This is a genomic window from Larsenimonas rhizosphaerae (assembly GCF_026240105.1).
In the GTDB taxonomy this organism is placed as follows: Bacteria; Pseudomonadota; Gammaproteobacteria; order Pseudomonadales; family Halomonadaceae; genus Larsenimonas; species Larsenimonas rhizosphaerae.
Genome location: NZ_JAPIVE010000001.1, coordinates 213,889 through 232,581 on the forward strand (window position 1 = coordinate 213,889; position 18,693 = coordinate 232,581).

The window sequence follows — 18,693 nt, forward strand, 5'->3', positions numbered from 1 at the left end:
GCGCCTGAATTAAGGATGCTGGCATCCCGGTGACGGGTTGGTTAGTCTGGGCCCATCTACTGCATGATGCACTGACTCTAAAATGGATGGTCACCAACCATGATTGATCTTCCCACGCTGGCTACGGCGCAACAGGCTCTGGTGAAGGCCGGGCGGACGCTGCACCAGGCGCAGCAGGTGCCGGCATCCGGCGGCAACTTTTCGGTGCGGCTGGACCGGTCGCACATGGCTGTGACGGTCTCAGGCCGGCACAAGGGGCATCTGTCGGTCGGGGATATCATGGTGACAGACCTTGAAGCCACCCCCGTAGGCAGCGATCTCAAACCCTCCGATGAGGCGCTTCTTCATGGTCAGATCTACAGGCTCAGAGAGGGCGCCGGGGCGGTCTTGCATACTCATTGTCGCGCTGCCACGGCCCTGTCGATGCTGGAAAGCGGTGACAATATCATTCTGTCCGGGTATGAATTACTGAAGGTCTTTGACGGCGTGTCGACGCATCTGACGCAGTTCCATGTTCCCGTAGTGGATAATAGTCAGGATATTCCGGCACTGGCCGCAGAGGTGGAGCAGGCTGTGTCGGACGGTGCCTGTCATGCCTATCTGATCCGTGGTCATGGTCTTTATACCTGGGCCGGAGATCTGCAGGCCTGTCTGAATCAGGTGGAAGCATTGAGTGCGCTGTTTGATTGTGAACTTACCCTGAGGCAATGCCGATGAGTTTTTTGAAGGTCTATCACGAAGCACACCCGGAACAGCCGGTTCTATCGACCCGTGAGGGTGATGTCATTGCCGAAGAGCTGGCCCCTCACGGTGTGCGATTCGAGCGCTGGGCGCTTCGCGATCTGCCGGCTCAGGCGGATCAGGACGCCATTCTCCTGGCGTATGCCGATGAGGTCACGCGTTTGAAGGAGAATGAAGGCTTCGCTACGGCGGATGTGATCCATATGACACCGGATCACCCGGACCGGGCCGCGCTGCGTACCAGATTTCTGGAAGAGCATCAGCACAGCGAAGACGAGGTCCGCTTTTTCGTTCGGGGTGAGGGTATCTTTTACCTGCACCTGGATGATCATGTTTACGCCGTGGGCTGCAGCCAGGGCGACCTGATGTCGGTACCAACAGGCACCCGGCACTGGTTTGACATGGGACCGGCACCGGCCTTCAGCTGTATTCGTCTCTTTACTCGAACGGAAGGGTGGGTCGCTCAAATGACCGGCAGTCCCATCGCCGGTAACTTCCCGCGCTTTGAACAGCTGGAGCATTCATGATCAGGGCGGTAATTACCGATATCGAGGGGACAACCAGTTCGATTGCCTTCGTCCACGACATCCTGTTCCCCCATGCGTACAAGGCGCTGCCCGAATGGCTTGAGGCTCATGCCGATGAGCCGGCAGTCGCGGACTGCATGGATGAGGTACGTGCCGACGCAGGAGCGCCTGAGGCCACGACCGGCGACGTGGCCGGTATTCTGCGCTCCTGGATGGATGAGGATCGCAAGGCTACGCCGCTCAAGAGCCTGCAGGGCATGATCTGGGAAACCGGTTACCGGCAGGGAGAGTTCACTGGCCACCTGTATCGGGATGTGGTCAGGCAGCTTGAGCGCTGGAAGCAGCAAGGGGCCGCGCTGTATATCTATTCCTCTGGCTCGGTATATGCTCAGAAATTGATGTTCGGGCACAGCGATGAGGGGGATCTCACCCCGCTGTTCAGTGGTTATTTTGATACTGCCGTAGGCGGCAAGCGTGATGCAGAGAGTTACCGCGTCATTCTGGATGAGCTGGGGTTGCACGGAAGCGACGTGCTGTTTTTATCAGATGTGGTGGAAGAGCTTGATGCGGCGCAAAACGCCGGGTTGCGTACCTGCCAGGTGTGTCGCAGTGAGGGCATGGTGACCGGAACCCATCCGGTCGTGTCAGGCTTTGACGAGGTAAGCCTTGATGGCAATGATTGAGCGATTGCGCCTGAGGGAGGCGGTGATGACAGATGCCGCCGATCAGGCAGAAGTCTTTTATCATGCCGTGATGGAGGGGCCATCCGGGCATTACAGTCTGGCGCAGCGTGAGGCCTGGGCATCGGCGATGCCCAGGGAGGCATCGGTCTGGCAGGTGCGTCAGGTACGTTATTACACGGTGGTGGCAGAAATCGACCGGCGCTGTGTCGGGTTCTGTGAATTGAATCGTCATGAGGGGCGGGTCGAGGCACTCTATGTCTGGCCTGCCCTGCAGGGCAAGGGAATCGCTTCCCGGCTTGTCCGGCAGGTGGTTGACGAAGCCGAACGTTCCGGACTCGATGCACTGTGCATGGAGGCCAGTCTGACGCTGGCACCCAGGCTTTTGCACCATGGCTGGGAATCCCTGGGCGAAGAAACGGTCGAACGCAGTGGTGAATACCTTAAGCGTATCCGGCTTCGGCTGGCGCTGCCCTCACACTAATGGTTTGCTTTAATGATGACTGATATTCAGGCCGGTGCGTCCACGGCCGAGCCCCTGCTGTTTACCGAACGACGCAGTAACACTCGCCTTCTGGGGATTGCCTTTGCCTTTTCAGTGGCTGGCGGTATTACATTACTGGTGTATTGCTATCAACAGCATCAGTGGTGGCCGGTATCACCGCTGGCAGCACTTATCTTTCTGTGGGGCATGATGATTGGTGGCAATCTGATGGGACGACGGCGCCTGTCACCGATTCTCCGCCTTGAGGATGATGCGGTGTACTTTATCGGCGGTCCGCTCTATGCGCCGCGGCTGGAAGAGCTTTCCTATCGGGGCATCGAGGCCATCGAGCGGGAAAGTTCGGTAGGGGTCCGCGTCGTCCTGAAGGGGCGTTCCGGCAAGGCGACCAAACGTATGATTCCCTCGGGGCTTCTACCCGTGTCGGAGCGGCGGCGTTTCAATGCCGCACTGAGAGCGCGCATAGCGGGCGTCAACCACTGATTGCAGATGATGAGCATGCCGACATGATGCCGGCATGATGAACCGATAACAGGGATGCACTGATATGAGCTGGACGCTGTTTTCTGCCTTTTTGCTGGCTTGTGTGTTGATCAGCATCACGCCCGGTGCAGGTGCAATCAATACAATGTCCAATGGCATGACCTATGGTGTTCGCCGGACGCTGCCCTCGATTCTGGGCCTTCAGATCGGACTGGCCTTTCAGATCCTGGTGGTGGGCATCGGGCTGGGGTCTCTTTTGGCCGGTTCCTCCCTGGCGTTTTCCATTATCAAATGGGCAGGGGTGGCGTACCTGGTGTATCTGGGCGTGAGCAAATGGCGAGAGCGCGCCGTGGCCATCAGATCCGACGCCGCGAACATCAGGGTCTCGGCAGGGCGTCGATGTCTGCAAAGCGCGCTGGTCAATGCTACCAACCCCAAGGCCACTATCTTTCTTGTGGCGCTGCTGCCTCAGTTTGTCGTGGCTGATGCGCCCCATGGCCCGCAGTTCATGGCGATGGGAATGGCCATGATCGGAATAGATGTCATCGTCATGATCGGGTTTGCCACGCTATCGACCCTGATAGCGCGCTGGCTGCAAACACCACGCCAGCAGCGCGCCATCAATCGTGTCTTTGGCGGCTTGTTTGTTGGTGCCGCAGGGCTGCTGGCAGCCTATCGTCATGCCTGAGAGGTCAAACATGACGTATTCAGCGGGCGATGATGTCACTGACGCGCATGGACAGATCGATGGCCTGGACGTGCTTGGTCAAGGCACCGATTGACACGCGATCCACGCCCGTTGCCACAATCTTCAACAGGGTATTGTCATCAACGTTGCCCGAGGCTTCCAGTTGGGCACGACCGGCTGTGCGGGTAACGGCAAGGGTCATGTCATCCAGTGAAAAGTTGTCCAGCATGATGATGTCCGCTCCCGCTTCAAGTGCCTGATCAAGCTCCTCCAGGGTTTCTACCTCGACCTGAACCGGGAGGTCGCGTGCAATATCGCGTGCTTCTCTTATCGCGGCCTCGATGCCACCACAGGCACTGATGTGGTTTTCCTTGATCAGGAATGCATCATAAAGGCCGATGCGATGATTGTTGCCGCCGCCGCAGGTGACAGCATATTTCTGTGCCAGCCGCAGGCCGGGCAGTGTCTTGCGTGTGTCCAGAATGGAGACCGATGTGTCGGCTACCAGGTCTACGTAGTGGCGTGTTCTTGTTGCGGTGCCGGACAGGGTCTGAAGAAGGTTCAGGGCGGCGCGCTCACCGGTCATCAGGGCTCGGGCCGGCCCTTCCAGGGTCAAAAAGGGGGTGTCGGCTGCGATGCTGTCGCCATCGGTGCATGCCCAGTGCAGGACAACGCTTGGGTCAAGGCGACGATAAATCTCTTCAACCCAGGGAACGCCGCACAGAATGGCATCTTCCCGGCTTATGACCTGTGCACGTGCCCACTGCGCCGCGGGAATCAGTTGTGCAGTGATGTCTCCGCCACCGATGTCTTCGGTAATCATTCGGCTGGCGGTCGCGCGAATGTCTTCGGCAAGGGCGTCCTGAAATGTCATGGTGGCTCTCTTGATGAGTGTTGGGGTGAAGGGCAGCGCGCTGGCAGGTGTCATGCTTCGAGTGTCATCACAGGCAGTATAGAATAATGCATCATGCCCCCGCGAGGAGAGACGGCGTACATGGATATACGGGACAATCACTGGCTTACCGATGCCCGACACTGTCGGTCCCCTCATCAGGACGCTCGACCTGCCGGCGAAATATCGGCGGTCGTACTACACTCCATCAGCCTGCCACCGGGTCGCTTCGGTAGTGACGATATTACGGATCTGTTCATGGGGCGTCTGGATTCGCGTCGCGATCCGTTTTTCAACCAGATTGCACATCTGCGAGTCTCTGCCCACTGCCTGATTCGACGTGATGGATATATCATCCAGTACGTTGGGTTCAATCAACGCGCCTGGCATGCCGGAGTATCGTGCTGGCAGGGTCGTCAGCGGCTTAACGATTTTACGGTGGGGGTGGAGCTTGAGGGTGATGCACGTTCCTTTACGCGGCACCAGTATGTCTCTCTGGTCCGTCTGGCACATGCGCTGATGGGGCGTTATCCGGTGATCACCCCTGACCGTTTCATCGGGCATCAGCATATTGCACCACTGCGCAAGACCGACCCGGGCCCGAGTTTCGACTGGCAGTATTTCAAACAGCTTCTTTTGGCGAACCCTGGACCTGTTTGACTGGTAATTTGTCGTGGGAAAACTACCTTGTCAGAAGACATGTTTTCCGTGGGTATTGGCGAGAAACGCTGATGACATGGGTTTTTATAACTAAAAAAACAGCCAGCCCCTTCTGAAATGGCCCCTCAGCCCTGCGGTTGGTGGCCCGGTGCCTCACGGGTGTTAATTGGCAGCCGCTCGAGTTTGCGGTATCTTCGTTCCCCGACAAGGCTGGCCTATACAGCCATCCGTTGCAGAATTACGACACGCGGCAGGCAGCATTAACCCAAAGACTGCACCCGCCCTGATTGACTGGAACACCGCACAGTCTTCCTGATCGGAAGACGACCGACCTTACTTCTTCATCGGAGAGACGTCTATGAGTCTGGAGGCAAGAGAAGACCTCGATCCTACCGAAACCACGGAATGGCTTGAGTCCCTGGAATCGGTACTGGATCGCGAGGGTGAGACCCGTGCCCAATATCTGCTGAGCCGTCTGGCTGACCGCTTGCGCCGTGATGGCATGCAACCTCCCTTCTCTGTCAATACGCCTCATCGCAACACCATTCCGGTGCATCGCGAAGCGCGTATGCCGGGTGACCTGTTCATGGAGCGTCGCATTCGCTCCCTGATCCGCTGGAACATGGCGGCACAGGTCATCCGCACCAACAAGAAGCACAAGGGACTGGGTGGTCACCTGGCCAGCTTCATGTCCAGTGCAACCTTGTATGATATTGGGTTCAACCATTTCTTCCGTGCGCCGGAAGGCGATTTCAAGGGTGACCTGGTTTATATCCAGGGCCATAGTGCGCCGGGTATCTACGCGCGCTCCTACCTTGAAGGGCGTCTTTCCGAAGAACAGATGGACAAGTTCCGTCAGGAAGTTGACGGAGATGGCCTGTCGTCCTACCCGCATCCATGGCTGATGCCGGATTACTGGCAGTTCCCGACCGTATCGATGGGTCTTGGCCCGATCATGGCCATCTATCAGGCCCACGTCATGAAATACCTTGACGCGCGCGGTCTGCAGCCCATGCAGGACCGCAAGGTCTGGGCATTCCTGGGTGACGGTGAGTGCGACGAGCCGGAGTCTCTGGGTGCCATCTCACTGGCTGGCCGCGAGAAGCTGGACAACCTGGTGTTCGTGATCAACTGCAACCTGCAGCGTCTGGACGGCCCGGTTCGCGGTAATGCCCGTATCATCGATGAGCTGGAAGGCATCTTCCGTGGTGCCGGCTGGAACGTGCTGAAGGTGGTATGGGGACGCTTCTGGGATCCGCTGTTTGAAAAGGACTCCAAGGGCATCCTTCAAAAGCGCATGGACGAAGTGGTTGATGGTGAATACCAGAACTACAAGGCCCAGGGTGGTGCGTACACTCGTGAGCACTTCTTCGGTAAATATCCGGAAACCGAAGCCATGGTCAAGGACCTGTCCGATGAGGATATCTGGCGCCTGAACCGTGGTGGTCACGATCCGTACAAGGTCTATGCGGCCTACCATGAGGCGTTCCACAATGCCAATGGCAAGCCTACCGTTATTCTGGCGCATACCGTCAAGGGTTACGGCATGGGTGGCGGCAGCGGTGAAGCCGACAACGAGGCGCACCAGATCAAGTCGATGGAAGTCGATGCGATCAAGACCTTCCGCGACCGCTTCGGCATCCCGGTATCCGATGAGGATATCGACAAGGGCATGCCTTATTTCAAGCCGTCTGATGACAGCCCTGAAATGAAATACATGCACCTGATGCGTCAGCGTCTGGGTGGGTACCTGCCGGCACGCAAGCATGATTTCGAGCCCATCGAGTTCCCGGGCCTTGATGACAAGATGTTTGCAAGCCAGCTCAAGGGATCGGGTGATCGTGAAGTATCGACCACCATGAGCTTTGTGCGCGTACTCAACGGTCTGGTGAAGGACAAGACCTTCGGCAAGCAGGTTGTGCCGATCGTTCCTGATGAAGCACGTACCTTCGGTATGGAAGGCATGTTCCGTCAGTTGGGTATCTATACGGCAGAAGGCCAGAAGTACGAGCCGATGGATGCCGGTCAGATCATGTTCTACCGCGAAGACAAGGCGGGACAGATTCTGGAAGAGGGCATCAACGAAGCCGGTGCCATGTCCAGCTGGATTGCAGCCGCCACATCCTATGCCAACCACCATGTGCCGTTGTTGCCGTTCTACATCTATTACTCGATGTTCGGTTTCCAGCGCATCGGCGATCTTGCGTGGGCCGCCGGCGACATGCAGGCGCGCGGCTTCCTGCTGGGTGGCACGGCCGGGCGTACGACGCTCAATGGCGAGGGGCTCCAGCACCAGGATGGCCACAGCCATATTCTGGCGTCGACCATTCCGAACTGCAGAAGCTACGACCCGACCTATGGTCATGAGATTGCAGTCATCGTGCGCGAAGGTCTGCACCGGATGTACCACGAGCACGAAAACTGCTTCTACTACCTGACCGTGATGAACGAAAACTATCCGCACCCGGAAATGCCGGAAGGGTCGGAAGAAGGCATCATCAAGGGGATGTATCTGCTGCGTGAAGGTGACAAGGGCAAGAAGGCCCGTGTCCAGCTGATGGGCAGCGGTACGATCCTTCGCGAAGTGGAAGCGGCTGCCGAGCTGCTGGCTGATGATTTTGATATTGCTTCCGACATCTGGAGTGTGACCAGCTTCAACGAGCTGCGTCGTGAAGCGCTCGAGATCGATCGCAATGCGTTCATCAACCCGGATGCCGAGCCAGGTAAGCCCTGGATCACGCGCTGCCTGGAAGATCGTGAAGGCCCGGCCATTGCCTCGACCGATTACATGAAGTTGTTCTCGGATCAGGTTCGTGCCTGGGTACCGACCGACTACCATGTGCTGGGTACCGACGGCTATGGTCGCTCCGATACGCGTGAAAAGCTGCGTTACTTCTTTGAGGTCAACCGCTATTTCGTGGCGGTCATGGCGCTCAAGGCGTTGGCGGATCGTGGCGAGATTGATCGCAAGGTCGTCAAGGACGCGTTGGACAAGTACGGCATCGATCCGGGCAAGGCTTATCCGGTAACGTGTTGATCAGGGCACGAGGCAGGCACAGCCTGCCTCGTGGCATGAGCGGTCAGTATTGAAGGAGCGCAACCCTTGAGTAGTGAAACTATAAAAGTACCGGACATCGGGGACAGTACTGATGTCGAGATCATCGAAATCTCCGTCGCCCCGGGTGACATGGTGGATGTGGAAGACACCCTGATCGTACTTGAGTCCGACAAGGCCTCGATGGATATCCCTTCGCCGAAGGCCGGGAAAATCGTCAAGGTACTGGTCAGCGAAGGCGATAAGGTCAGTCAGGGCGATCAGATTGTCGAAATCGAGGTGGATGGCGACGATAGCGGCGACGCAGACGATACGTCAGATGACGCCGAAGCCGAGGCCGAGGCGTCCTCCGGAGATGAATCCTCTTCAGACGATAGCGCTGACAGCGACGACAAGAGCAAGAGTACTTCGTCTTCCGGTCAGAGCAGCGGTGGCAAGAAGACCGTGGACATCAAGGTGCCGGACATCGGTGGCAGTGATGGCGTCGAAATCATCGAAGTCTCCGTATCCGAAGGCGATCAGGTTGCCAGGGAAGATGCGCTGATTACTCTGGAGTCCGATAAGGCCTCCATGGATATCCCCAGCCCCTACGAAGGCAAGATCGTGTCCCTGTCCGTCAAGGAAGGTGATACGGTGTCCGAAGGCGACGTGATTGGGCAGATGGAAATCGGTAGCGACGACGCTGATGATGAGCAGTCTGACACTGCTTCCAGTGCTGACCAGGCACCATCTTCGGATGATAACGCGGCTGACGAACAGTCGGACGATGACTCCGATGACGACGAGGCTGATGGCGGCGAGCGCAAGGAAGTGCGCGTGCCGGATATCGGTGGCAGTGAAGGTGTCGAAATCATTGAAGTGTCGGTATCGGAGGGGGATGAGGTCGAGAAGGAAGACGGCTTGATCACTCTGGAATCCGACAAGGCGTCCATGGACATTCCGAGCCCCTTCAAGGGTCGGCTTGTCGAGCTTGCCGTGAAGGAAGGGGATACGGTCTCCGAAGGTGATCTGATCGGCTACATCGAAACTGCCAGCGGCGAGAAAAAGGCCGGGAAGCAGAAGAAAGAGAAGCCGGCCGAGAAGAAGCCCTCCTCCTCCAGTGAAGGTGAAAAGCCCAGGCAGTCAACTGCGTCGGGAACACCTTCTCCGGAAGCCCAGATCGCCAGCGGCAGCCGCCAGGAAGCGCCAGCGGCACATGCAGGCCCGGCAGTTCGTATGCTGGCGCGTGAGCTGGGCGTTAATCTGGCTGAAGTGACCGGCTCCGGCCCGAAAAACCGGGTGCTGAAGGAAGACGTCAATGCCTTTGTCAAGAAGGCCATGAGTGAGCGTGGCAAGGGCGGTGCATCTGCTGCGCCTGCGGCTTCAACTGGGGGTGCTGGTATCCCGCAGGTGCCGGACGTCGACTTCAGCCAGTTCGGTGAAGTGGAAGAGAAGAAAATGGGCCGCCTGATGAAGGCTGGTGCTACCAATCTTCATCGCAGCTGGTTGAACGTGCCTCATGTGACGCAGTTCGATGAAGCGGATATTACCGACCTTGAAGCCTTCCGCAAGAGCATGAAGGCCGAGGCCGAGCAGCAGGGTGCCAAACTGACGCCACTGCCGTTCATGATCAAGGCCGCAGCACACGCGCTCAAGATGTATCCGCAGTTCAACGTATCGCTGAAGTCGGACGGCGAAACGGTGGTGTGGAAGAAATACATCAACATCGGCATCGCAGTAGATACTCCTAACGGTCTGCTGGTGGCTGTCATCAAGGATGTCGAGCGCAAGTCGATCATCGAGCTGGCGAAGGAATCCGTTGATCTGGCCAAGCGGGCTCAGGCCGGCAAGCTCAAGAGCGATGAAATGAAGGGCGGCTGCTTTACCATTTCAAGCCTTGGGTCCATTGGTGGTACGGCGTTCACGCCGATCGTCAATGCACCGGAAGTGGCTATCCTGGGCGTGTCCAAGGCACAGATGAAACCGGTATGGGACGGCAGTGCGTTCCAGCCGCGTCTGATGATGCCATTGTCGCTGTCCTATGATCACCGTGCCGTCAATGGTGCGGATGCGGCTCGGTTTACTGCGTATCTGGCACAGCTGCTGACTGACATTCGTCGGCTGGTGCTCTAGGGGTGTGACCCTCTGACGCAGAGATACTGGTGTAACGAAAGGCGGCCCATCATGGGCCGCTTTTTTTATGGTATGAGGTGCTGGTTGTTAATGCCGTGCGGTCAGGGCTTGTGGTGATCCGGTCAGCCCGCTATGGTGCTCGTTTGCCATGGTCAACCAGTATGTCATGGTTCAGGACATTGATCGTGCCTGGCAGGGATAACTATCAACACAAGGGCAGAATGTGCCCGGCGCCTAGGCGCATGACAATGAAGGAGCGGTAGCGATGCGTTTGATCCTGTTGGGCCCACCGGGGGCGGGCAAGGGGACACAGGCACAGTTCATCTGCGAGCATTTTGACATCCCGCAGATTTCCACTGGCGATATGCTGCGCACGGCGATCCGTGAAGGGTCCGAACTGGGGCAGAAGGTCAAGGCCACCATGGATGCGGGTCAGCTGGTATCCGATGAGCTGATCATTGCACTGGTCAAGGAACGTATCGCTCAGTCCGACTGTGCCAACGGCTTTTTGTTTGATGGATTTCCGCGCACCATCGTTCAGGCCGACGCCCTGAAGGACAGCGGCGTAGCCCTTGATCACGTGCTGGAAATTGCCGTGAATGACGAAGAGATCGTCAAGCGTCTTTCCGGTCGCCGTATCCATCCGGCTTCCGGCCGTGTGTATCATGTGGATTTCAATCCGCCGAAGCAGCCTGGTCAGGATGATGATACCGGCGACGCCTTGATCCAGCGTGATGACGATCTGGAGGATACCGTACGTGCGCGTCTGGGTATCTATCATGAGCAGACCGAGCCGCTGGTTCGTTATTACCGTGACTGGGCGGAGCAGGAGCCTGCATCTGCACCGGCCTGCCACCGTGTTGAAGGTATCGGTAGTGTCGACGAGATCAAGTCTGCAGTGCTGGCCTCCCTTCAGGGGTAATCCGTTTTTTAGTATCAAAGCCGGCCATGCCGGCTTTTTTATTGGGCCGAAGACATGTTTTTGGCTTGGTCGGGACAGTTATGCTTTTTGTCCACGGCCGGTCTCCCTATAATGGCCTCCCTCGCCACTGAATCCCTCAACAAACTGAAACATGTCATGTCCATACTGCTGGCGCTCGATGCGTCTTCTTCGGCCTGCTCGGTAGCCCTCTGGCTTGATGGTCAGGTGTACAGTGATCACGTCATTGCACCACGTGAGCATACGCGCAGGCTCATGCCGATGGTTGATGCGCTGCTTGCCGAAGCCGGCATTACCCCGGCACACCTGGATGCGCTGGCCTACGGGCGCGGGCCGGGATCCTTCACCGGTATTCGCATTGCCGCAGGTACCGTGCAGGGGCTGGCCTTCGGGCTTGATCGGCCGGTAATTCCCGTGTCGACACTTGAAACGCTGGCCGCCGGTGCTGTTCGCATTCATGGCGCAACGCAGGTTATCCCGGCGTTTGATGCGCGAATGAACGAGATCTATGTGGCGGCCTACCGCGTGAAGCAGACAGGTCTGCCCGGGCTTGAGTCCTGTGCAGGTGAGCAGGTGATTGCGCCTGAGTTGCTTGAGCCTGTGGCAGGGTTTTCATCCGGCTGGTTTGCCGCCGGCAGTGGATGGGGATTGAAGGAACGCATGCCCGAGGGGTGCCTTGTCGGCCTTGAGGGTATGGATACAACAATGGAGCCTGACGCCCGTGATATGGCATGTCTGGCCGCTGATGCCTTCGCAGCAGGGAACATGATGGCGCCGCATGAGGCGGTGCCTGTTTATCTTCGCGACCAGGTAACGTCGCGTCGTCAGTAATTACCGTTCAAGGATCTCCAATGGAGTGGATGCACGTTATTGTCTTGTCCCTGATTCAGGGGTTTTCCGAGTTTCTGCCGATTTCATCATCGGCACACTTGATTCTTCCATCCCAGTTGTTTGGCTGGCCGGACCAGGGGCTCGCCTTTGATGTTGCCGTACATGTCGGCACCCTGCTGGCTGTCATCATTGCCTTTCGTCACGATGTCATTGCCATCCTGTCGGGCTGGTTTGCTCAGGTCTTCAAGCGACGCCCCTCCGAAGAAGCTCGCATGGGCTGGTGTGTCCTGCTGGGCACCTTGCCGGCGCTGTTCTTCGGCTTCTTCCTTGAAGGCATCATCGAAAGTTACGCGCGTTCTGCTCTGGTGATTGCCGCGACCACGATCCTGTTCGGTCTGCTGTTGTGGTGGGCAGACAAGCGTGGCCGTCGTGAGCGTGACATGCAAAGTCTGGGTCTTCGTGACGCCCTGCTGATTGGTGTAGCACAGGCGCTGGCATTGATCCCGGGGACTTCGCGCTCGGGTATTACCATTACTGCTGCGCTGATGATGGGCTTTACACGTCAGGCGGCGGCAAGGTTCTCCTTTTTGCTGTCCATTCCGTTGATTGTGGCTGCAGGGTCGCTCAAGGGGCTGCAGCTGGTGGAATCCGGAACGGACGTGCTGTGGGGTGATATTCTGGCCGGCGTCGGTTTGTCCTTCGTGTCCGCGCTGATCTGCATCAAGCTGTTTCTGGCAGCGCTTGATCGTATCGGCATGCTGCCGTTTGTTATCTATCGTCTGATATTGGGCGCCGTGCTTCTGGTGGCCTTTCTGTGACAGTCGCTGTTGTGGACAGGGGCCCTGGCAGCAGGGCCCTGAGTCAGCACTACCGGCTGCCGATGGTTGATCAGCTGAAAGAAAAGGGGGCTGCCGATTCGGCGGCCCTCTGGCTTGATATGCTGCCCGAGGGGTTGGTGCTGGGCGGGGATGCGGCTCGTTTCGGTCATCCGCTGCGTGTTGATTTTGCCGAGGGCAAAAATGCGCATCGACGTCGTTTCGGTGGTGGGCGTGGGCAGTTGATTGCCCGGGCGTGCGGACTGAAACAGGGCCGTACGCCGTCGATCATTGATGCCACGGCGGGTCTTGGCCGAGATGCCTTTGTACTGGCTTCCCTGGGATGCACTGTACTGATGGTCGAGCGTGTGGCTGCCATTGCCGCCGTGCTGGATGATGGGCTACAGCGTGCCAGGGCTCATCCTGAGGTCGCAGAAATTGCCTCGCGTCTCTCGCTTCGCTGGGCAGATAGTATCAGTGCGCTGGGACAAGTCGTGGACGAGGCCGGTGTGCCGCCTCAGGTGGTTCATCTTGATCCGATGTTTCCTCATCGCGAAAAATCGGCCCTGGTCAAAAAGGATATGCGACTGTTTCAGGCGCTGGCCGGAGCCGACGAGGACGCCTCACAGCTGCTGCGTGCTGCACTTGAGGTGGCCACTCATCGCGTTGTCGTCAAGCGGCCACGCAAGGCGCCGTCGATAGAGGGGCCGGCGCCATCACATCAGGTAATCGGCAAGACCAGCCGCTATGATATCTACGTGCATCAGTCGCTCTCCTGAGCTTCCGGCTGAGCCAGCAGATGATGTAATCGTCGGCGCAGCGGAGCGTCAAACAGTCGCCTCCGCTGTCGCAGGGCGTCATCAAGTGCCTGACTGACCACAATGGTGTCATCGTCAGCCATGTGGATCCACTCGCCTTCGATCAGTGTGTCCAGCAGGCCGCTGAACAGGCGCTTGTCAAAGTACTCCGGCGCATTGAGCCCCTGAAGCAGCGTCAGGCGTTCGGCCAGGGCCTGGCTCTGCTGTTCAAGGGCCTGAGCGGTGTAGGTGCCCGAAGGGGAACGCAGCAGCAGTGAAACCAGAAGAAATCCACGTTCCAGGGTCGGCAGAATCATGGCACCCAGCCAGTGAAGCTGCTCATTATCGTCGGTAGCGCCTCGCTCCCACCCCCGGTCAGTAGCCTTTAAAAGCCCTAGAGCCGTCATCGCCTGCAGCAGGGTCTGGCTTTCCTCGCGGTCATCTGTTTCTTCCAGAAAGAACTCGTTATCCAGTGCAGGCCACATGGTGCCTACCAGGTCATCTATCTCGCCCAGCGTGAGTTGCCTGCGGTGGCGAAAGGCAAAGGCCAGCAGCGCCGGCCGCGCAAATAGATGCAATACGTTGTTGCGGTACCAGGTCAGTAGCGGGGCACGCCCTTCGGCGACCACGATGACCGGGCCGAGGGTCTGATCGCATCGGGCAATCATGCCCAGATCAATGGCGTGATTGATCCATTCGGAGGGAGTGCCTTCTGCGCAGCGCATCTCCTGGGTCGCCGGTGCATGTGCCTGAAGTGCATTCAGCAGGGTGAGCTGCCGGGCAAGCAGGTCTTCCTCAATGGCCATGTGCGACGTGCCCAGCAGGGCCAGTGCCACGAGATTGATGCCGTTGAGAGTGGCGGCGGCATTGATTCTAGTGGCCAGATCCTCTCCCAGCGCTGCTACCGCCTGTTTACGCCAGTGGTGGTCGGTACGTACCGGGTCGGGGAAATGCTGGTTCAGCCAGTCATCCAGCCGTAATGGTGCGCCAATATTGACGTGTACCTGGCCATAGGGCTCCCGCAGGCGTTTGAACACTTTCAGCACATCGAAGGGGGATTCCTTTTTCTTGTGCCCGGTCGTGAGTTCTCGCTGATAGGCACCGGATTCCAGCACCTTCTCGTAACCGATATAGATGGGCACAAATGCCATCGGACGACTGCTGTCCTTGCGCAGGAACGAGTCCAGCGTCATCGCCAGCATGCCGAGCCGGGGCGGCAGGGTGCGCCCGGTGCGCGAGCGGCCCCCTTCGATGAAGTACTCCACCGGGTAGCCCCGGCGAATCAGCTGATGCAGGTATTCGTTGAATACGGCGCCATACAGGGCATTGCCCTTGAAGCTGCGACGCACGAAGAACGCGCCCCCCTTGCGCAGTATGCTGCCGATGACCGGCATGTTCAGATTGCGTCCGGCTGCTACCTGGGGCGTGGTCAGGCCATGGTGGTACATGACATAGGACAGCAGCAGGTAATCAATGTGGCTGCGATGACAGGGGACGTAGATCAGCTCATGAGTGCCGGCCAGTTCGCGCACGCGGGAAAGACCATGTACCTTGACCCCATCGTAAAGGCGATTCCAGAGCCGTCCGAGCAACTGGTAAAGCAGCCAGAGGGTCTGAGGCGATGTATGCGAGGCGATCTCGCGCGCGTAACGTTGTGCCTGCTTTTCAACGTGAGGCAACTCGGCACCACTTTCTTCGGCCTGCGCGCTGATGGCCTGGCGCACCGAGGGCGTCATCAGCAGGCTGCGTACCAGGGTACGACGATGGGAAAGATCCGGGCCCAGTACCTGCTGACGCAGTTGCTGAAACTGGTGGCGCAGCAGGCGCACGACCCGGCGTCTGGCGTGAGAGGCGCTCGGGGCAGGGGCATTCAGCAGGGCCTTGACGTCATAGGGGGTGCCGAAGCGAACATCGATATGATGGCCGTTGAACAGCAGCGTTGTCAGTCGGCGCAGCCTGCCACTCAGTGGCCAGTGATCCGCTGTCATCAATCCCCAGAGTCCGCGCGCCTCACGTCCTGGGCGTCGACCCCAGAAAAAGGCCACCGGAACGACCATGACCGGCACATCATCCTGATGATGTTCGATGTTTTCCAGAAAGGCTTCAAAATGCGGAGAGGGCCTGTTTTGAGGTGAACGCAAGAAGGAGCGCTTCAGCTGGTGGAGCATCACGTGCCGTGGCATGTGCCCGGAGGTAGCCAGGGACGCGTCAACCGAACCAATGGCCCCCTTTCTGCAAAGAAGATGCAGTGCGAGCCGGTCGCTCAAGGCGTTATTATCAAGAACCAGAACAATGTTCGCTGTTTCGGGCAGGTTCAGTTCCGACCAGCTCGGGTCGATGGAACGAAAGCGCAGCCAGCGCGATAACAGGCTGGTCATACGGGAAAACCCGGAAAGCGATAGGGTCATGACAGGCCTCGACAGGGAATCAGGCGCGCAGTATAGCGGGTGAACACGATGCCTGATAAGGGAACATGGAAGGCTGAATAACAGAGGATGCAGTGATCATGCGAGTGCAATGGCGCGAAGATAACCAGGTAACGTTGTTACCGGGAGCAGAAAATTATTTGCCGGCACTGTTCAAGGCGATGGATGAGGCGCAGACGTCCCTGATCATCGAGTTGTATGCCGTTGAGGATGGCGAGCTGGGCGAGCGTTTCATCAGTACGCTTGAGCAGGCAAGGTCACGAGGGGTCAGGGTCTGGTTGCTGGTGGACGCCTGTGGATCGTGGCCTCTTTCCAGGCAAAGTCGCCAGCGCATCAAGAATGCCGGCGTCGAGTTTCGTGAGTTCAACCCCTTGTCCTGGCGCCATCTGGGGCGGTTTATCTCCCGTGACCACCGAAAGCTTGTCATTGTCGATGGTCGGATGGCCTTTGTCGGTGGCTTCGGCATGACCGACCTGTTCATGAATTCCTGGTTCGAGATTGCCGTCAGGGTCGAGGGGGCATGTGTCAACGACTGGATTGCCCTGAATCGTCAGGTCTGGGATTCACGCATGACCCGCGGGCCCGGGAAGGACATGGTGTCCAGAGATGAACTGGGAGCGACCGCCGACGAGGTCAGAAAGCCGGCCGGAGAAATGGAAGGGCGTGTTATCTGGGGCAAGGGATACCGTTTCCAGAAAATTCGCCGTTCCCTGCAGACACAGATTGAACGGGCCGAGAATCAGGTCTGGATCTGTACGCCCTATTTTGTACCTACGGCCAGCCTTCGACGCCGAATGATGCGTGCGGCGCGCCGTGGCGTGGATGTTCGGGTACTGGTGCCGGCCAAGAATCACGATCATCCAGGGGTATATTACGCCGGTCAGCGCTTTTATACGCGTTTGATGCGTGCCGGGGTCAGGATCTTCGAGTACCAGACCAGGTTCAGTCATGCCAAGTTCAGCATGTGCGATGACTGGTGCACCGTAGGCTCCTGCAACTTTGATCACTGGAGCCTGCAGTGGAACCTGGAGGCCAACCAGGAAGTGGATCACCCGGGCTTTGCCTCGGATATCGCCGATTTGTTCAATCACAACTTCGAGCAAAGCAAGGAAATTGATTTTGAACAGTGGAAGGCGCGTCCTACCGGACAAAAGGTGCGTGAGTATATCTATGGCAAGCTCAATGCCATGATGACGCGCCTGAAATAAACGCGCTCAGCGCCTTTTTCGGGCTTGCCCGCCTTTCCTGCCCCGGGTCTTGCCGGTCGGTTTTCCTGCAGGGCCCGATGGTGCGGGCTTTTCAACCGGAGTGCGATACAGCAGATAAAGGTCCAGCGCCAGTTCGGGCAGCTGGTTCAGCAACTGACTGGCCTCAGCCGGTGTGGCGCCCATGGCGGCCAGATCCCTGTCCTCGTCATCAAACAGGCCGGACAGGGCCATGAAAGGCAGCAGCAGGCGGGCGGCATCTTCTTCCAGTGCGCCGAACCACTGGGCTTCATCAATGAATACACCTTCCATGAAGCCACTGCACCAGTCTGCTACCGGATGCATGCGAGGGCTTTCCTCGAACTCATCATCGAAGGGCAACTCGGGCAGCGCGCCCTGTTCAAACAGTTCGATGGCATTGTCACGAAGGGACTGACACAGGCCCAGAATGCGCGTGTGCTCCTCGTCGCTCGAGAAGGCCGGTTCGCCATCGAAGACGGTCGGTATCCATACCGTGGCGCTGACTGGTGTCAGGGCGATGGCCTGGGCGACCATGAATCCATGGATGCCATAGATGTCGAGGGCTTCCTCGCTCATGGCATCATCGTCGAGAAAGGCGTCCAGCGCCTCGAGGTCCTGGTCGTCAATGAGCGGGTGCTGCTCTGGTTGCTCGTTCATCGTTGGGGCGTTCTCGTGACGTGAAAAGGGCACTTTATCATTGATAACCGGAACCGTGGAAAACCGATGAGCGATTATCTGCAATTGCCGGATGAGCAGGCGCTTGCCCAGGCGAGCCCCGATGTACTGGCCGGCTGGCTTGGACAATGTGTGACGCGCAGTTGGCAACAGGGAGTGAGTGTCTGGCCCGGTGTGACGTGTCCGCCCTGGTGGCTTGACTTGAGAGGCCGCAGCGCCGGGCAGGCTCACTTCGGCCGGGGAGGGTTACGTTTCAACAGGGTTCTGCTGAAGGAAAATCCGGCCCTTTTTCTTTTTGATGTGGTACCGCATGAGATGGCGCACTGGTTCGTGCATGCAGTACATGAACAGGATGGGCAGCGAGTGGCTCCTCATGGTCGTCAGTGGAAACGCATGATGCAGGATGTCTTTCTTCGCGAGCCACGGGTAACGCACCATTTTGATACCACCCGTGCCAGCCCGACCCCTTATCGGTTTACCTGCCGCTGCAGTAGCCACTACCTGTCCAGAAGACGCTACCTGAACACCCAGCGCGGTGGGAGGTATCGCTGCCGGCTGTGTCAGTCGCCACTGGTATTTGCCGGCAGCCGGGTCTAGCTGTCCCGGTAATGGTCAACGAAAGTCTAATGGAGTTGGCGGCCCA

18 protein-coding genes are annotated in these 18,693 nt (G+C 58.1%); 15 read left to right on the top strand and 3 right to left on the bottom strand.

Annotated features, from left to right (window positions below):
- Positions 1 to 99 precede the first annotated feature (99 nt).
- The 6 genes from OQ287_RS00970 (at position 100) to rhtB (ending at position 3,621) form a co-directional block, all read left to right on the top strand.
- Complete coding sequence (locus tag OQ287_RS00970; RefSeq protein WP_265895278.1) at positions 100 to 717, top strand: methylthioribulose 1-phosphate dehydratase; 618 nt, start codon at positions 100 to 102, stop codon at positions 715 to 717.
- A complete protein-coding gene (locus tag OQ287_RS00975; RefSeq protein WP_250936033.1) occupies positions 714 to 1,268 on the top strand; it encodes a 1,2-dihydroxy-3-keto-5-methylthiopentene dioxygenase in 555 nt (184 codons plus the stop codon). The genes OQ287_RS00970 and OQ287_RS00975 overlap by 4 nt, the downstream gene beginning before the upstream one ends.
- Positions 1,265 to 1,951 (top strand): acireductone synthase, encoded by a 687-nt coding sequence (mtnC, locus tag OQ287_RS00980; protein ID WP_265895279.1) that lies wholly within the window; start codon positions 1,265 to 1,267, stop codon positions 1,949 to 1,951. Before OQ287_RS00975 ends, mtnC begins: the two co-directional genes overlap by 4 nt.
- Positions 1,944 to 2,432, top strand: a complete 489-nt coding sequence (locus OQ287_RS00985) for a GNAT family N-acetyltransferase (RefSeq protein WP_265895889.1) — start codon at positions 1,944 to 1,946, stop codon at positions 2,430 to 2,432. Before mtnC ends, OQ287_RS00985 begins: the two co-directional genes overlap by 8 nt.
- A 12-nt stretch (positions 2,433 to 2,444) precedes the next feature.
- The gene (locus tag OQ287_RS00990) at positions 2,445 to 2,933 is read left to right on the top strand and encodes a hypothetical protein (RefSeq protein ID WP_250936038.1); all 489 of its coding nucleotides are present in this window, start codon (positions 2,445 to 2,447) and stop codon (positions 2,931 to 2,933) included.
- Positions 2,934 to 2,997: 64 nt separating this feature from the next.
- On the top strand, positions 2,998 to 3,621 hold the full coding sequence (gene rhtB, locus OQ287_RS00995) for a homoserine/homoserine lactone efflux protein (RefSeq protein ID WP_250936040.1): 624 nt from the start codon (positions 2,998 to 3,000) through the stop codon (positions 3,619 to 3,621).
- 19 nt (positions 3,622 to 3,640) lie between these two features.
- Here the strand turns inward: rhtB and nadC are convergent, their stop codons facing one another.
- Complete coding sequence (nadC, locus tag OQ287_RS01000; RefSeq protein ID WP_265895281.1) at positions 3,641 to 4,495, bottom strand: carboxylating nicotinate-nucleotide diphosphorylase; 855 nt, start codon at positions 4,493 to 4,495, stop codon at positions 3,641 to 3,643.
- 120 nt (positions 4,496 to 4,615) lie between these two features.
- Between nadC and ampD the strand changes: the two genes are divergently transcribed.
- The 7 genes from ampD to OQ287_RS01035 all read left to right on the top strand — a co-directional run bounded on the left by ampD (position 4,616) and on the right by OQ287_RS01035 (position 13,705).
- A complete protein-coding gene (gene ampD, locus OQ287_RS01005) occupies positions 4,616 to 5,173 on the top strand; it encodes a 1,6-anhydro-N-acetylmuramyl-L-alanine amidase AmpD (RefSeq protein WP_265895283.1) in 558 nt (185 codons plus the stop codon).
- Between the two features lie 358 nt (positions 5,174 to 5,531).
- The gene (gene aceE, locus OQ287_RS01010) at positions 5,532 to 8,210 is read left to right on the top strand and encodes a pyruvate dehydrogenase (acetyl-transferring), homodimeric type (RefSeq protein ID WP_250936046.1); all 2,679 of its coding nucleotides are present in this window, start codon (positions 5,532 to 5,534) and stop codon (positions 8,208 to 8,210) included.
- A gap of 66 nt (positions 8,211 to 8,276) precedes the next feature.
- On the top strand, positions 8,277 to 10,340 hold the full coding sequence (aceF, locus tag OQ287_RS01015) for a dihydrolipoyllysine-residue acetyltransferase (protein ID WP_265895284.1): 2,064 nt from the start codon (positions 8,277 to 8,279) through the stop codon (positions 10,338 to 10,340).
- 265 nt (positions 10,341 to 10,605) lie between these two features.
- Positions 10,606 to 11,262 (top strand): adenylate kinase, encoded by a 657-nt coding sequence (gene adk, locus OQ287_RS01020; protein WP_250936050.1) that lies wholly within the window; start codon positions 10,606 to 10,608, stop codon positions 11,260 to 11,262.
- A gap of 156 nt (positions 11,263 to 11,418) precedes the next feature.
- Positions 11,419 to 12,111, top strand: a complete 693-nt coding sequence (tsaB, locus tag OQ287_RS01025) for a tRNA (adenosine(37)-N6)-threonylcarbamoyltransferase complex dimerization subunit type 1 TsaB (RefSeq protein WP_250936052.1) — start codon at positions 11,419 to 11,421, stop codon at positions 12,109 to 12,111.
- Between the two features lie 20 nt (positions 12,112 to 12,131).
- Entirely contained in the window at positions 12,132 to 12,929 is a 798-nt protein-coding gene (locus tag OQ287_RS01030) for an undecaprenyl-diphosphate phosphatase (protein WP_250936054.1), read from the top strand.
- A gap of 62 nt (positions 12,930 to 12,991) precedes the next feature.
- On the top strand, positions 12,992 to 13,705 hold the full coding sequence (locus OQ287_RS01035; RefSeq protein WP_407658236.1) for a class I SAM-dependent methyltransferase: 714 nt from the start codon (positions 12,992 to 12,994) through the stop codon (positions 13,703 to 13,705).
- On the opposite strand, the gene plsB is transcribed toward OQ287_RS01035, so the two are convergent.
- The gene (plsB, locus tag OQ287_RS01040; protein ID WP_265895286.1) at positions 13,690 to 16,131 is read right to left on the bottom strand and encodes a glycerol-3-phosphate 1-O-acyltransferase PlsB; all 2,442 of its coding nucleotides are present in this window, start codon (positions 16,129 to 16,131) and stop codon (positions 13,690 to 13,692) included. The genes OQ287_RS01035 and plsB overlap by 16 nt on opposite strands.
- Before the next feature lie 98 nt (positions 16,132 to 16,229).
- On the opposite strand from plsB, the gene OQ287_RS01045 reads away from it, so the two are divergent.
- Positions 16,230 to 17,357: a phospholipase D-like domain-containing protein gene (locus OQ287_RS01045; protein ID WP_265895287.1), complete on the top strand. Its 1,128-nt coding sequence runs from the start codon at positions 16,230 to 16,232 to the stop codon at positions 17,355 to 17,357.
- A 6-nt stretch (positions 17,358 to 17,363) separates the two neighbouring features.
- Here the strand turns inward: OQ287_RS01045 and OQ287_RS01050 are convergent, their stop codons facing one another.
- Positions 17,364 to 18,032, bottom strand: a complete 669-nt coding sequence (locus OQ287_RS01050) for a YecA/YgfB family protein (protein ID WP_265895288.1) — start codon at positions 18,030 to 18,032, stop codon at positions 17,364 to 17,366.
- Between the two features lie 66 nt (positions 18,033 to 18,098).
- On the opposite strand from OQ287_RS01050, the gene OQ287_RS01055 reads away from it, so the two are divergent.
- A complete protein-coding gene (locus tag OQ287_RS01055; protein WP_265895289.1) occupies positions 18,099 to 18,647 on the top strand; it encodes a SprT family zinc-dependent metalloprotease in 549 nt (182 codons plus the stop codon).
- Positions 18,648 to 18,693: the final 46 nt, after the last annotated feature.